The 17,817-nt window shown below is 40.5% G+C and carries 5 protein-coding genes and 1 pseudogene; 5 read left to right on the top strand and 1 reads right to left on the bottom strand.

Annotated features, from left to right (window positions below; genetic code table 11):
• A pseudogene (locus tag AC1DSB_RS04035) lies at positions 1–391 on the top strand (S-methyl-5-thioribose-1-phosphate isomerase); the annotation flags it as partial.
• Between the two features lie 37 nt (positions 392–428).
• Positions 429–1,067 (top strand): L-fuculose-phosphate aldolase, encoded by a 639-nt coding sequence (locus AC1DSB_RS04030; RefSeq protein WP_477532224.1) that lies wholly within the window; start codon positions 429–431, stop codon positions 1,065–1,067.
• 49 nt (positions 1,068–1,116) lie between these two features.
• Here the strand turns inward: AC1DSB_RS04030 and AC1DSB_RS04025 are convergent, their stop codons facing one another.
• Positions 1,117–1,248 (bottom strand): hypothetical protein, encoded by a 132-nt coding sequence (locus AC1DSB_RS04025; protein ID WP_477532225.1) that lies wholly within the window; start codon positions 1,246–1,248, stop codon positions 1,117–1,119.
• 349 nt (positions 1,249–1,597) lie between these two features.
• On the opposite strand from AC1DSB_RS04025, the gene AC1DSB_RS04020 reads away from it, so the two are divergent.
• From AC1DSB_RS04020 to AC1DSB_RS04010, 3 genes are all read left to right on the top strand, one after another.
• Positions 1,598–7,711, top strand: a complete 6,114-nt coding sequence (locus tag AC1DSB_RS04020; protein ID WP_477585820.1) for a S8 family serine peptidase — start codon at positions 1,598–1,600, stop codon at positions 7,709–7,711.
• A gap of 504 nt (positions 7,712–8,215) precedes the next feature.
• Entirely contained in the window at positions 8,216–12,535 is a 4,320-nt protein-coding gene (locus tag AC1DSB_RS04015; protein ID WP_477532227.1) for a S8 family serine peptidase, read from the top strand.
• 342 nt (positions 12,536–12,877) lie between these two features.
• A partial coding sequence (locus tag AC1DSB_RS04010) for a DUF6359 domain-containing protein (RefSeq protein ID WP_477585818.1) occupies positions 12,878–17,817 on the top strand: 4,940 nt, incomplete at its 3' end.

Genomic DNA, 17,817 nt, shown 5'->3' with positions numbered 1-17,817 from the left:
GGATAATATGGCCGCTATGGTTATGTCACAAGGCAAAGTACAAGCTGTTATCGTCGGTTGCGACCGAGTAGCTGCAAACGGTGATACGGCCAATAAAATCGGTACACTTGGAGTGTCCATTTTAGCAAAACACTACAACATTCCGTTTTACGTGGCAGCACCAACACCAACCATTGACCTAAATACACCAACGGGCACGCAAATTCCGATTGAGGAAAGACATAAATCCGAAGTCATCGAAGGCTTTGGCAGACTGACGGCACCGGCAGATGTTAATGTGTACAACCCCGCATTCGACGTCACACCACACGAACACATCACGGCCATAGTCACTGAAAAAGGAATTGTTCGTGCACCTTACGAAGAAAACCTGAAAAAACTATTTCGCTAAACATAGTAGATATACACCATGAATGGAGGAACAACCTATGTTTATGAAAGAACGCAATGAAATTGTCGATTATTGTAAGTTATTGAGAACACGAGGCCTAACCAAAGGGACGGGGGGCAATATTTCCATCTTCGACCGTGAATCCGGCCATATGATCATCAGTCCGAGCGGCATCGATTACGACATCATGACAGCTGAAGATGTAGTCGTATGTAATCTGCAAGGGAAAGTCATCGCTGGCGATAAAAAGCCATCAAGCGAATTCCCGATGCACGCGATTTTCTATCAACAACGTACAGACATAGATGCAATCGTCCATACTCATTCCATGCACGCCACCGTGCTTGCATCACTAAGATGGAATTTGCCAGCAGTGTCATATTTGGTTGCTTATGCAGGAAAAGACGTACGCTGTGCGGAGTATGCGAGTTTTGGTACATCAGAACTTGCGACCAATGCCTTCGAAGGGATGAAAGATCGACAAGCTGTCTTTCTGGCTAATCACGGGCTATTGGCAGGTGCGAACAATATTGCTACCTCATTCGCCATCGCGGAAGAAATCGAATTTTGCTGCGAAGTGTATTTGAAAGCAAAGGCCGTGGGGGAACCAGTCATTCTAGACGATAACGAAATGGCTCATATGGCGGAGAAATTCAAGTCATACGGGCAAAAATAGTAGATTCACCTGAACAAAGGGGATTTGAAAATGGTAGATTTATAACCTGTCACACAGCAGGTAGCAAATTCGATCCGAAAGCAAATGCAACGCGTGCTGAAGTAGCAGTCATGCTATACCGCGCACTGGATATACTGAACGAGTTATAAGGTTTAATACTCACTGCTAGAATAATACTCACAGCTAATGACCTCTTCCTATCAATGGGGAGAGGTCATTTTTATTTTGTTTAAGCAGTTATTAATCGCGATTTTGTTATAAACATCCCCGATTTTGTCGAAATGGCTCTAAATTCAATAACTAACTTCCAAACTCCGACAATCTCGATGTCATAAATCGACATTAATTTACATTTTTGAAATACAAAAGTAATATAAAAACACTCTAAATAAGTAACTATTAATCTATTATTATGGTAAAATTTACCCTGTTGCCTTTTATGGGTAACGATGTTTGAATCTTCAGACATAAAAAAGGAGGGGAACTTTAGCAACTATTGAGACATAAAATCATTTAGGGGGAATTGAGAATTGAAAAAAAACAAGTTGAATAAGTTCTTCAGTAGCATTCTTGCAATGTTTATGGTTCTTTCATTGTTGACGCCAATGTCGGCATCGGCAAACACGAAACAGCTGAAACCATTTAAGCAGAATGTTCAAACTGAAACGCAGTTAGAATTAAAAGCAGCTATTGCAGAGCAAATGGACGTCTTAGAGGGCGGACCAAGACTTCACAAAAATTTATTAGGTGTTTCAGGCGATAAAGAAGTAGCGGTTATTGTTCATTTGTCTGAGGAACCTGTAGCCCTGAAACAGGGAATTAACGAATTGGCTGGGAAAAAGTTCACGAACGCTCAAGCGGCTAAAGTGAAGGCGAACGTAGATGCGCAACAGTCCCTCGTTAAGAAACAAATGAGTTCGAAAGGCATTTCAGTCAAGCAAGGCTATACATTCAATACAGTGTTGAACGGTTTTGCGGCAACTGTAAAAGCGAATGACCTTAAAAAATTGCTTTCAATTCCAGGCGTTACTTTAGTAGAACCGGATGTAACGGTTTATGCATTGGGAGACAAGCAATCAACTGCAACGAAGTCAACATCTAATCTTGATAAGGATGGCAAGATGGAAGCGGCAATGAATACGAGCCTTTCATTCTTAGGAATTAAAAAGTTATGGGACGAAGGATATAAAGGGGAAGGCATTAAAGTAGCTGTACTTGATACAGGTATTGACAAAGATCACCCAGAATTTGCTGGAACTTATAAAGGCGGTAAAAACTTTGTCCCTCAAGTAGCTGGAACAGAATATACTCGTACGCGTGCTGATGATGATGCGTCTGAGACATCACCACTTGAACGTCCAGCTAATAAACCGGAATTCAACGCTAACGGCAGTGCATTCTATACGTCTCACGGTACACACGTAGCAGGGACAATTGCAGCTGTTGGAAACAATGAATACGGGATTAAAGGGATTGCACCAAAAGTAGACCTTTACGCTTACCGTGTACTTGGTGCATACGGTAGCGGGGCTACTTCAGGTATCATCAAAGCAATCGATACAGCAGTAATCGAAAAAATGGATGTTATCAACTTGTCACTTGGTGGCGGACCTAACTCTGAAACGGACAGCGGATCATTTGCGATTAACAACGCGATGATGGCAGGTACAATTTCAGTAATTGCAACAGGTAACTCAGGCCCGAAACGTGGGACGATGGGAACTCCATCTACTGCACGTTTAGGAATCGCAGTTGGTAATACAACAAACCCTGAAACACTACACAACGGGAAAGTAAATGTCACAGTCGRTGGCTACAATCTTTCTAAACAATTACAGTTGATGGGAACTACTTTCGGTAAAGACGTTGCAACACAACTTCAAGGTGAGTTCGACTTAGTAGCAGTTCCTGGAAATGGTACTGCTACTGACTACAATGGTCTTAACGTTAAAGGGAAAATCGCACTTGTCTCACGTGGTTCAATTGCATTTGTTGACAAAATTGCATTTGCAAAAGAAAACGGTGCAGTAGGAGTGATCATCCACAACATAGCAGGAGGTACGAATGCACCGAATGCATCAGGAACTTTCCTTGGTGACTCATTTGCATTCATCCCAGCATTTGATATGTCGCAAACAGACGGAGATGCAATCCGTGCGGCATTAAAAGGTGGAACTGGAAAAGTTACTTTCGGTAACTTTGCTTCAGCAAAAACTCTTGGTGATGATGTAAATGATTCAAGTTCACGTGGACCATCCACTCCGAACTTCGATATCAAACCAGATGTAACAGCACCTGGTACAAACATCATGTCATCTATTGCCATGTACAAAGCAGATTTCCCAGAAGCAACATATGACGAAGCTTATGATCGTTATACGGGAACATCAATGGCTACACCACACATCGCAGGAATCGCGGCACTTGTTAAACAAGCAAATCCAAACTGGAATGCGTTTGACGTGAAAGTGGCACTTTCGAACACGGCAAAAATTCTTGATACAGCTAAATACGATGTCTTCTCTCAAGGGGCTGGACGTGTAGACGCGTATGCAGCTGCACATCCAGGTGCACTCGCTTATGCACTAGACAAAGCTACTCTTAACGGTAGCGGACAAATAGTGGATAACTTAAAAGGGACAGTTACATTCGGTCCACAATCACTTAAAGAAAATCTTTCAGTTACGAAACAAATTCTTGTAAAAGATTTAAAAGGTAAGGGCGGAGATTACAATGTGACAGTTGACGTTACAAAATCTTTCGGCGATGCAAAACTTACAATCGATAAACCGACATTCACATTGAATGGCGAGCAAATGTTAAACGTTACACTGACTGCATCAAAAAATGCAGCGCCAAAAGCAGGAGATGAAATTCTGGGCTACATTCACATTAATGGAGCAGACAATGAAATTTCATTACCATTCGCAGCGGACTTCGGTGGAGCGGCAGCGACGGAATTTAAAGACTTTAACATTACTGAGACAGACCTATCGTTTAACGGCGATGGAGTACAAGATGAAGCATTACTTTCCTTTACATTAACTGGGAATGTAACAAATAACTACATCGAACTTTTCGACATCATGAACCCTGAAGGCGGAGAATATGGAGACGGCTATATCGGATATGTGCATGCCGGCAATTCTCTTGCAGCAGGAAAGTACACTTTGGCAGTAAAGGGTCAGTACAAACCTTGGACGTCTGGTGTTCCTGCTGGGAAAATCCCTGATGGTCTATATACATTTGACTTCTCAGGAAAAACAGTTTCAGGAAACCCTGCAGTTGTTGGTGACTATGTTGGACCGGTTGTTGTGAAAACAACAAAACCTGAAATTACTGGTTCTGTAGTGACTGGCGTAGCAACTGGACAAGTAACTGACAAATATATCGAATACAACACAGAGTTAGAGAATTATGGACTTGATTTTGACCTTAATGAAAAATTACATGCATCATATGTGATCACTTTAAACGGTGTTGCGGGACAATCTGTGCCATTTGTGCTTGAACAAAATGGGACATTCTCATTCCCAGTTTCAACTCTTAACGCAGAAACAGATACAGTTACTGTAAATGTAGTAGATGAAGCTGGTAACCATAATGAAGTAGTCATCTTTGGAGAAGTACCAATTCCGGAAGTACCAATCGAAGCACCACCAATCGTACCGGTACCGTCCAATCCGATTGACCCATCAAACAAATACGTGAGTTCATTTGGATTTGATAGCATCGCGATCTCTCCAAATGGTGATGGGAAATTGGATAAAGCGAATTTTTCATATGTACTAAAAGAAGCACCAAAATACGCAACAACTATCGATGTACTCGATCCGAATAAATACACTGGCACTCCAAAACCGGCAGGACATATTGGAGACATTCTGTTTGACGTGACAAAAGCGAAAACAAAATCAGGAGTATTTGACGGCTCATATACAAACGGCTATACCTATGAAAAAGGAAAGCTAAATGACGGAATTTATGGAATGAAAGTTAACACAACGAGTACCACGAATGAAGCAATAACAGCAACAGTCAAGCCTATATTTGTAAAATCAACAGCACCTACAATCACAAGTGAAAACGCAACAGATGTGGATGCAACAGAATTTACACTTGTAGGAAAAGTTGAAGATAAATTCTTCGGTTACGAAGCTGTACTAAAAGAACACTTTGGTGTAGAAGCATTTGACGTGAATAATTACCTTAAAGCTTCTTATGTAGTTCAGGACAAAAAATTCAAGACAGTTGATCAAGGTACATTTAGCATTAATGCTGATGGAACTTACTCAATTCAATTGGTTGATCTTCAAAAAGGTCAAAAATACAAAGTTTCTGTAATCGTACAGGACATCGCTGGAAACGATACAGTTGAAGCATTCACTGTTGAAACTGTTCCTGCACCAGTAGCTGTCGTTACACTTTCAGTTAATCAAACTGATCTTTCAATTGAAGAAGGTAATACTGCTTCTGTAAAAGTTACAGAAACAACAACAGTTGGAGATGAATCAGTAGACGTTGATGTAACTGCTGACGCAGCATACGCTGTTGAAGACGATGCAATCGTTTCTGTCGTAGCGGGAGTAATTACTGCTAAAGCAGCAGGCGAAACAGCAATCACAATCACACATGGTGAAAAATCTGTGACTGTGAACGTTACCGTAACAGAAAAACCAGTTCCAGACGTAAAAACTCTTAAAGTCAACAAATCTACTGTAGCACTTGAAGTAGGAGCAACAGAAAAATTAGTAGTTACAGAAACAACTACTAAAGCAGATGAAACTTCTACTGAAGAAGACGTAACAGCTACAGCAACTTACGATGGCTTTGATAGCGACGTAATTTCTGTAGAGGCTGGTTTAATTACAGCGAAAGCAGTAGGAACAACTGACATTACCATTACAGTAGGCGACAATACAAAAACTGTAAGTGTGACAGTCACAGCAGTACCAGTTCCAGACGTTAAAACAATCGGAGTAAATAAATCTACTGTAGCACTTGAAGTAGGAGTAACAGAAAAATTAGTAGTTACGGAAACAACTACTAAGAATGGTGAAGAACCTACAACTAAAGACGTGACAGCAGACGCTACCTATGACGTTGAAAATGTAACTGTTGTATCAGTAGACAAAGGCTTAGTCACAGCTAAAGCAGCAGGAACTTCAAAAGTAACAGTAACTTACGGCGGCAAAACGGCTGTAGTAAACATAACAGTAGCCGATGCACCGGTCTTGCCAGTTATATCTCTATCGTTGAATAAAACTAAAGTAGATCTAACTGTAGATGGCAAAGAACAAATTACAGTTAACCAGACGGTAAAAGAAGCTGGTAAAGACGATGTCACAACTAATGTAACGGCAGATGCTACGTATGTAGTTGAAAAAGAAGCAGTTGTATCAGTAGACAAAGGTTTAATCACAGCTAAAGCTGCTGGAACAACTAAAGTAACAGTTCAATACAAAGGTCAATCAGTGACATTGGATGTAAACGTACAGAATAAACAGGTTGTTATTCCACCTGCGCCACCAGCACCATCGAACCCTGGTCAGGTGACTGTGGATGGAAATACAGCTTCAGCTCAAGTGAATGACCCTGCAATAAAAGAAGTTAAAGTAGATGTACCAGCTTTAACTGAAGCACAACCTGAAGTAAGTGCAAAATTACCAACAGGATCATTGAATACAATTGCTCAATCTTCAAAACCACTTGTTATCAAATCTGGTAACACAGAAGTGGCTGTACCAAATGAAGTATTGAAAGCAATCGCAGCTGGTTCGCCTGAAAGTGCGACAGTTTCTGTGAAAATGTCTAAATCAACAGATATAAACGGAGCAGCATCAGCTACTTATGAATTTACAATCACAACTGTAAAAGCTGGAATTACAACAAATGTTTCTACTTTCTCAGAACCAGTTCAAGTAACACTTCCAGTTACTGCAACAGTAAAAAATCCACGTAAAGTGGCTGCCTACTATGTGAACGAGACTTCGAAATCACTGGACTATGTGGGTGGAACGTACGATAATGGCAAATTTGTTTTCAAAACAAATCACTTCTCGAAATTCGTAGTAATCGAACATGCGAAAACATTTAGCGATATCCAAAAGTACTGGGCACAGGATGAAATTGAAGTACTGGCTTCTCGTTCAATCACAAGCGGGAAAACAGATGCAACATTTAACCCGGAAGGTAAAATTACACGCGCTGAATTTGCTGTATTGATTGCACGTGCGTTGAATCTTCCGATGGATGAGTACCAAGGAACATTCAAAGATGTACCAACAAGCAAAGCATGGGCTTATGCTGGTATTGAAGCTGCATACCGTGCTGGTATCGTTAACGGGAAAACGAAAGACTCGTTCAATCCAGATGCGCTTATCACACGTGAAGAAATTGCAGCAATCGTTGTTCGTGCAGTGAAATATCAAGATGCGACACTACTAAAAGATGTAGATTCTTCTAAATCATTTGCGGATGATAAAGCAATCGGCGATTTCGCCAAGGTATCAGTAAAACAAGCAGTAGGTTTAGGCATCATCACAGGTCGTTCAGGAAATAAATTCGATCCGAAAGCAAATGCAACTCGTGCGGAAGCGGCAGTTATGTTATACCGCGCACTGGATAAAATGAATGAATTTTAATGCCAAACAAAAGAGTCAGCCTCGTGCTGGCTCTTTTCTATAATTTTTAAGTAAATTAATTTTTCAGAATGTGCAGGAGAACTTACAATTTAGAAATATGATATCGTAAAATACAATTTGGAATATAAATCCAATCAATATTTAAGTAGGTACTTAGCAGTCTAAACCAACTGGATAAACCGTTATAAAAGTCTTGTGCTATATCAGAATAGTTTCCTTATAACCCATAAAAAACCATATTTTCTAAATGTGAAACTTTAGCTCTATTAATGTTTTAAAAAATAATAGTTAATTAAAACTATTAGTAGTTTACCAAATACATACTTTTTATCTACAGAAATTTCATTTCCAGGTTTTGTAATCAAAATGTAACATAAGTTATTCTGTTTTTATATTTGCAACAATCAAAATATATGGTAAATTTCTAATTGTTACATAATTTAGTGAAATCTATTGAATGGAAATTAATCTAAGTTATGAAACTCAAAAAGGGAGGAAAGCAGATTGAGTAATTCTAGAAAAAGCATGATGGTTGCAATGGCAGCTTCACTAGCACTTAGTACAGCAACAATCGGCGCACCAGCTCCAGCAGATGCTGCGAAATTAGAAAAACAGGTTCCTGTTATCAATGTGCAAAAACCGGCTAAAAAGATTCCGGATCGATTTGTTGCACCTGAAAATCCAACTGAAAAAGTGCGTATCATCGTTGAACTTGAAAAAGCTCCAGCGATTGAAACGGCTACTCAAAAGGGTGTTCTTTACAAAGAACTTCCACAATCCCAACGTAATAGTTTAGAAGATTCAATTGAACAAGATCAAGAGAGAGTTCAAGCGAACATTTCGAAGTTTGCTAAGAACATTGATTTCAAGGAAAACTTCACAACTGTATTTAATGGTTTCTCTGCTGTAGTCGATGCAAAAGATGTAGCACGTATCGCACTTACTCCTGGTGTTAAGTCTGTACACGAATCTACTGAATATGCCCGTCCCGTAGCAACACCAGAAATGACACACTCAAAAGAATTAGTACAAGCCCAACTAGCGTGGGAAAAATATAACTTCAAAGGTGAAGGAATGGTAGTTGGTGTCATTGATACGGGGATTGACCCTACTCACCGTGACATGATCCTGACTGACGAAACATCTGGCGACATCACTTCAGAAGAAGTAAGTACATTGGTTGGCAATGGCTCAGTCGAAGCGGGTAAATACTTCACTGCGAAAGTTCCTTACGGTTACAACTACATGGACGGCAACCTGGAAATCCGAGACATCGGTCCGGGAGCGTCAATGCATGGTATGCACGTTTCAGGTACTGTAGGAGCAAATGGTGACGAAGAAAAAGGTGGAATCCAAGGAGTAGCTCCTGAAGCTCAACTTTTGGCACTTAAAGTATTTGGTAACGATCCATTGTTCCCATCAACTTTCGGTGATATCTATGTAAAAGCAATGGATGATGCAATCAAGCTTGGTGCAGACGTCATTAACATGTCATTAGGTTCAACAGCCGGGTATGTCGATAATTCGAATCCAGAACAAATGGCTGTAACACGTGCGCAAGATAGTGGTATTTTGGTAGCCATATCTGCAGGGAACTCAGATATGTTTGGTTCTGGTACATTCTATCCAATGGCAGATAACCAAGATTACGGTTTGACTGGATCACCATCTGTTTCTAAAGATTCATTCGGTGTTGCTTCATTCGAAAATAGCCACGTTACGGCTTCGAGTTTCACATATGAATTTGATGGTGTACAAACAGGTCGTGCAATGTTCTTGTTGGCAAATGACGCAGAACCAAATGATCTTCCTGAAGAAGAGTACCCGATCGAGTCCGCAGGGTTTGGAACAGTGGCTGATTTCGCAGGAAAAGACTTAACAGGTAAATTTGCATTAGTATCTCGCGGAAGCATTTCATTTGTTGAAAAAGGCTTGAATGCACAAGCTGCTGGAGCTGCTGGTGTTATTGTTTATAACAACGCGGCTGGTACAATCAGCATGGCATCAAGCTCAGATATCAAAATTCCTTACATGTCGGCACTTCAAGTAGATGGCGTGGCACTTAAAGCAGCTCTTGATACAGGAAAAGAAGTTACTGTAGGTTTCGATGGGCAATATATCGAAGTGGCTAGTCCGACTGCAGGAAAAATGTCTGGATTCACTTCTTGGGGTCCGACACCGAACTTGGATTTTAAACCTGAAATCACAGCTCCAGGTGGAAACATCTTCTCGACATTCAATAACAATGAATACGGTTTGATGAGCGGTACATCAATGGCAGCGCCACACGTAGCCGGAGGTACGGCATTGGTAATGGAACGTGTGAACAAAGAGTTCGGCTTGACTGGCGCAGCTCGCGTACAGTTTGCTAAAAATTTGATGATGAACACAGCTAAACCAGTAGTTTTGGATGAATACGATGGTATGAAAGAATACGTATCACCACGTCGTCAAGGTGCTGGAATCATGCAACTTGCGAACGCATTAGAAACTGACGTTATGGTAACAAACAAAGCAACTGGCGAAGCGAAAGTAGCATTGAAGGAAATCAAAGATGGCAAATTCACATTTACATTGAAAGCGAAAAACTTATCGGATGAAGCGAAAAACTTCAATGTTGATGTTCAACTTCAAACTGACCATGCATTGACAACTTCTGGATATGACGTAGTTGTACCAAACATTGCAGGTTCAAATATCGTGACGGACCTAGTGGATGTTACGGCTCCTGAATCTATAGAAATCGCTGCAAATGGCGAAACTGAAATTCAAGTATCTGTAGATGCTTCTCTATTGAAAGACATGGAAGGCTTCGAAACATTCGTAAACGGATTCTTCATTGACGGATTCGTGACGCTTGAAGATCCTAACGAAGTAACTTCCGGAAATGTACCATTGAATGTACCGTTCTTCGGATTCAATGGCTCATGGGATGATGCAGCAATTTTTGATGGCAGTGCTTGGGAAGAATCCACTTACTGGGGTTACCAAGGATTGGTTGACCAAAACGGTGACTCTATCACTGGTCCATCATTAGATGAAAACTTCAATCCATCGAAATTTGCTTTCTCACCAAATGGCGATGGTAACATCGACTTGGCAGTCCCAGTTTACTCATTAATGCGTAATGCTAAGAAATTAGAAGTAAATGTATTAGATTCAAACGGCAACAAAGTACGTACAATCCGTACTGAAAAGAATTTAACGAAAAACTATATTGATTCTGCAACAAATCCAGCTTATAAGTATAATTCAGCTAATGGTTGGGACGGGAAAATCAATGGAAAACCTGCTCCAGATGGCCAATATACGATTGAATTACGCGGTGTAATCGACTTTGAAGGTGCTGAATGGCAATCATATGAATTCCCGATCATCGTGGATACAAAAGCACCAACTGCTGAGATCTCATTCGATGCTGCAACAAAAACAGTTGCTCTTGCAAATGTTAAAGACAATTCAGGTGGCGTAGGTATTGACCGCGTTGAAGTATACGTCAAAGGTAAAGAAGTAAAAGAAGCAGCAACTCTTGACACATTTGTTATCTCAGATGCATTAGCAGCTGGCGACAGAGTAACAGTTAAAGTATTCGATATCGCCGGAAACGTTTCTAAAAAAGAATTTGTGCTTCCTAGCCCTGAAGAAACAAAACCACCAGTCATTTACTTCAAAACACCGGATGATTATTTCGTGGAGTACAAAACTTCTGAAGTAGTAGTAACAGGTACGGTAGAAGATGATTCAAACGTTGATTCACTTAAAGTGAACGGTGTAGTTGCGGATTCATTCGACGGCAAGAATTTCTCTCATAAGTTGAAGCTTACTGACGGTGTGAAAGACGTGAAAGTGGAGGCAATTGACGAGCATGGCAACGTAATGCAAATCGGTCGTAAAATCTTCGTTGATACAACAAAACCGACAGTTCAAGCTGTTGCGGCAACTGTACCATCTGGAGTAAAAACATCTTCGCCAGATCCAACAATCAAAGTTAAGGTTGGCGATAACTTCGATGAACTTCGTCTATACCTAAACGGTAACGAAGTATTTGCAAATCCATTATCTGAACCTTATGCAATGTTAGGTTACAGCCAAACAGTTGATGTTGTTCTTCCATTAGTAAATGGCAAAAATGACTTCGAATTGAAAGTAGTTGACATGGTAGGTCACGAGGCTACTCAGAACATCACGGTTATGAAACAAGATGGAGTTGTTACGCCGCCGACGCAACCACCAGTGGTAGTACCACCAGTTGTTGATCCAAAACCAGTAACATACAGTGATATCGCTAGCCACTGGGCTAAGAAAGAAATCGAGACATTAGCAACGAAGAAAATCATTCTTGGTAAAACAGCTGATTTGTTTGCACCGGAAGATAAATTGACTCGTGCTGAGTTCGCTGTATTGGTTTCTCGTGCTCTTGGTTTAGAAACAAAAGAATATGCTGGTACATTCAAAGATGTAACAACAAACAAAGCTTGGGCTTACGCTGGAATCGAAGCGGCAGCTCGCGCTGGCATCATCAACGGTAAAACTGATGGAACGTTCAATCCAGACGCGAAAATCACACGTGAAGAAATCGCGGCTATCATTGTCCGTGCTGTGAAACACGAAGATGCTGCATTATTGAACAATCTTGATACTTCAAAAGTGTTCGTTGATGATAAAAATATCAGTACTTTTGCGAAACTAAGCGTTAAACAAGCAGTGGCTTTGGGAATCGTATCTGGCCGTGGCGGCAACGTCTTCTCTCCACAAGACAATGCAACACGCGCTGAATCAGCAGTTATGCTGTACCGTGCCCTTAACAAACTAGGCGATCTATAAAAAAACATGAGGAGCCAGCGATTGCTGGCTCCTTTTTGTATGTATTCACTGGAAACTATAGGGTGAAAGGGAATAAATTACAGTTAAAACGGGAAAATCAATTTAAAAGGACATAACTCTAACTGTTATATTTCGAATAGGTATCCCATATCTTATTAGTAGAATTAATTCTATTAATATAAGCTATATTTACTTTTCTTTATAATAACTTAACAAAATAGTCGGACTTCTTACCTATTTTTACGTAATCATTATGAATTTTACAAATTCTTAAGAAAACTCTTACAATAGTCTGATATAATCAGATAGTACTAGAAATTTACTTTTTGAGGAGTGGTACGGATGACAAAAGAAGGTATTAGGAAACATGTTTTAAGTAAGATTGCACTAGCTTTCTTACTAATTCTCTCAATGGTGGCACCATTTATCACAGCACCAAGTGCTTCGGCCGCAACATCATTGACCGTCGCTGAGGCACTTGCACAATACGATGTGGCTGCTAAAAAGAATGTTACAGTGGATGGCTATATTGTCGGTTATGTTAAAGGGGAAACATCGGTAGTTAAGGCAGGTGCTACTGATGATAACAACTATGCAATTGCGGACTCAGCAAATGAAACCGATTTATCAAAAATGATTTATGTACAAGTTCCTRCTACACCTACTACATTAAGATCAACATTTGGACTTAAAACAAACCCAGGTAATATCGGTAAAAAAGTATCTGTTAGTGCTTCTCTTGAAAAATATTTTGGAAACCATGCTGGTCTAAAGGCGCCAGTTTCGGCAATGACATTCGTTGGAGGAGAAGTAGATCCACCACCTGTAGCAGAAGCAGTAGCCAATATCGCAGCTGCCCGTGCAGTAACTGATCCAGCAAAATTGATCAAAGTAAGCGGTACAGTAACAACAGGCGTTGGATTCTGGGGTCAAAAAGGCTTCTACATTCAAGACGATACTGCGGGTCTTTATGCATTTGTCTCTGCAGCTGACGTAAAACCAGGTGACATCGTTGAGCTTGAAGGGAAAGTAAGCCCGTACGCAGGCGAACTTCAAATCCAGCCAACAAAAATCACAGTGAAATCTTCTGACAACCCACTTCCAGCAGCACAAGTTATTGCGCCTACTGGAGTGAATGAAGATACTCAAGGTGAACGCATTCAATTAAACAAAGTAACAATTACTGGCTTAGCGAAAAAAGATGATTACGGGACATTTGAATTCTCTGCTGTCGACGGAGAAGGAAAATCAGTAATCGTTCGTAACGATAATCGTACGGGCATGACGTATGATAACTTCATTCAATATTATAATGAAGGCGATCTTGTTCATGTTTCAGGTATAGCTTCTAAATTTAACGATGTATACCAAGTTAAAGCACTGGGTGCAGAAAGTTTTGACCTAGTAAACAAACCAGCAGTATACGTTAATGTATTCCCAGGTTTCGTAACTGAAAACACAAAAATCACTCTTGCAAGTGGTTGGGCAGATGCGACAATCTACTACACAGTAAATGGTTCGACTCCAACAACTTCAAGTGATGTATACTCAGCACCAATTAATGTGACAGAAAACACAACTATCAAAGCATTGGCGGTATCAGGCAACGAAACTTCTGAAGTATTCTCGTTTGAATACCAAGTAATCAAATCTACTGGTGTGCAAATTTCGGACATCCAAGGCAAACAGCACAAATCACCATACACTGATCAGCAAGTAGTTGATATCGAAGGTGTAGTAACTTACAAACTTGATAACAACAACTTCTTCATGCAAGATCTAACACCAGACAGCGATCCTGCTACTTCTGACGCGATTCTTGTATACAGTAAAGCGCACGCATTTGTGCCGGGCGATCGAGTATCGGTTGACGGAAAAGTGACTGAATTCTTCATTGCTGGTTACTCTGACATGAAATCTGTTGATTTATCAACAACAGAAATTTCAAGCACGAACATTGACGACTTAGGTACAGCACCAGTTCCAGCAGCACTTAAATGGGAAGAACTTTCACCACCAACAGAAGTTATCGATAACGACAAATTAACTTCATTCGATCCAGCAGAAGACGGAATCGACTTCTGGGAATCTATCGAAGGTATGCTAGTTTCAGTTAAAGATGCAAAAGTTGTTGGACCACAAAAATACRGTGAAGTCATCGTGGCTACTGACAACGGTGGTAAAACAACGTTCAATAAATTTGGCGGAATCAATATCTCTGCTAACGACTATAACCCGGAACGTATCACAGTTGATATGAACTCTGTATCATTCAAAGCTAAATCAGGGGATGTATTCAACGGCACAATCACAGGTCCAGTAAGTTACGAATTCGGAAACTTCCGCATCATGACAACTGTGGCTGCATTACCAACATTAGTAGAAGCTCCAATAATCAAAGAAGTAACGGAAATTGCATTCGCAGAAGATAAACTAAACGTTGCTGCATATAACGTAGAGAATTTCTCGAATAATACGGCAAACACACCAAACGAAAAAGTGGTTAAAATTGCGAAGTCATTTGTTGAAAACATGAAATCTCCTGACATTATCACATTAGTAGAAGTTCAAGATAATGATGGTGAAACAGCTTCAGGCAATACAGACGCTTCACAAAGTTATGAACGTTTAATCGCAGCAATCGTTGCTGCAGGAGGTCCTAAATACAATTGGACTGACATTGCTCCAGAATACAATCAAGACGGTGGGGCACCAGGTGGTAACATCCGTGTTGGTTACCTATACAACCCTCAGCGTGTAACATTATCTGAAGGAACAAAAGGTGGATCTACAGAAGCGGTAAAATGGGTAGATGGTGAACTTTCTAAAAACCCTGGACGCATCCTGGACATTCCACAACCGAACACTCGTAAACCAATCGCAGCCCAATTTGAGTTCCAAGGTGAACAAGTAGTCGTAATCGGCGCTCACTTAAACTCTAAAGGTGGAGACCAACCGTTATTCGGTAAAAACCAACCTCCATTCCTAGGGTCTGAAGCAGAACGTATCGGGCTAGCTACAAATATCAACGCGTTCATTAAAAAAGGACAAGAACAGAATCCAGACCTTAAAGTAATCGTTGCGGGTGATATGAATGATTTCGAATTCACACCAACTCTTACAGCACTTAAAGGCAATATCTTAACTAACATGGTAGAAAAAGTACCAGCTGGCGAACGTTTCTCTTATTACTACCAAGGGAACAACCAGGTACTTGACCACATGTTAGTAACAAACAACTTATCAGCTAATACTTTAATTGACATGATTCACATCAACGCAAACTTCATGGAAGAACACGGTCGTGCATCTGACCATGATCCGATTTTGGTTCAAGTGGATTTGAAAGATCCAGTAGCTGTTCCAGACGAAGTAACTTTAGATGTAAACAAAAACGATGTTTCTGTTGAAGTAGGAGACACTGAACAATTAGTTGTAACAGAAACAACAACTAAAGCCGACGGTTCTTCAACTAAAAAAGACGTAACAGCATCTGCAACATACACAGTATCTGACAGCAGCGTAATCTCTGTAGAAGCTGGTTTAATCACAGCTAAAGCAGCAGGTACCACAACAATCACGATTACTGCTGGTAAAAACACTGAAACGGTAAATGTAACAGTAACAGCAGTACCAGTTCCAGACGTAGTAACTTTAGATGTAAACAAAAACGATGTTTCTGTTGAAGTAGGAGACACTGAGCAATTAGTTGTAACAGAAAAAACAACTAAAGCCGACGGTTCTTCTACTAACAAAGACGTAACAGCATCTGCAACATACACAGTATCTGACAGCAACGTAATATCTGTAGAAGCTGGTTTAATCACAGCTAAAGCAGCAGGTACCACAACAATCACGATCACTGTTGGTAACATCACTGAAACGGTAAATGTAACAGTAACAGCAGTACCAGTTCCAGATGTGAAAACATTATCAGTGGACAAAGATTCAGTTACCCTAGAAGTAGGCAAAACTGATCAATTAAAAGTAACAGAAACAACTACAAAAGCTGACGAAACTTCTACTGTTGCAGATGTAACAAATACTGCAACATACAGTGGTCACGACACAAGCGTGATCTCAGTTGTAAATGGCTTGATCACGGCTAAAGCTGTTGGCACAACAAACATTACAATAACAGTTGGCGACAACTCAAAAACTGTAAAAGTAACAGTAACTGCAATACCAGTACCAGACGTGAAAACACTATCTGTTAACAAAGCAAACGTACAATTCATGTATGGTCAATCAGAAACACTGGTTGTTACTGAAACGACAACTAAAGCAGATAACACATCTACACAAGTTGACGTAACAGCAACAGCTACTTACAGTGGCTATAACACAAACATCATCAACGTAAACAAGGGCGTCATCACTGCAAAAGGTGTTGGCCAAACAGAAATTAACGTAACAGTAGGCAAAAACACGGTGAAAGTATTGGTGTCGGTAACAAGCCCGCCACAACCACCAGTAACACCAACAAACCCTGGTCATGTAACTGTGGATGGAAACGCAGTATCAAATCAAGCGAATGATCCTGCAGTTACAGAAATTAAAGTAGCAGTACCAGCTCTAACAGATACTCAACCTGAAGTAAGTGCAAAAGTACCAACAGGTTCGTTGCAAACAATTGCTCAATCTTCTAAACCATTGGTGATTGCTTCTGGTAATACAGAAGTAGTTGTACCAAATGAAGTATTGAAAAAAATTGCAGCCGGCAATCCTGAAAGTATGACGGTTTCTGTGAAAATGGCTAAATCGACTGACGTAAACGGAGCGGTATCTGCGACGTTTGAATTTACAATCACAACAGTCAAAAATGGTAACACAACTAAAGTAACTACATTCTCAACACCAGTTGAAGTAACAGTTCCTGTAGCTGCAGCAATTAAAGACCCACGAAAAGTTGCTGCTTACTACGTGAACGAATCAACAAATGGGTTGGATTACGTAAGTGGAACGTACGGAAATGGTCAATTTGTCTTCAAGACAAACCACTTCTCGAAATTCGTTGTTGTAGAAAACAACAAAACATTCTCGGATATCCAAAAATACTGGGCACAGGATCAAATTGAAGTGTTGGCTTCTCGCGCAATTACAAGCGGGAAAACAGATACGACATTTAACCCTGAAGGCAAAGTAACACGTGCTGAATTCGCCGTGTTGATTGCTCGCTCTCTGAATCTTCCAATGGAAGAGTACAAAGGGACATTTAAAGATGTAACAACAAGCAAGGAATGGGCGTATGCAGGAATTGAAGCGGCTCACCGTGCAGGTAT

The organism is Paenisporosarcina sp. P4_E4_2 (genome assembly GCF_056401595.1).
Note: the sequence above shows the minus strand (reverse complement) of the source record. Positions and strands in the feature narration are given on the sequence as shown.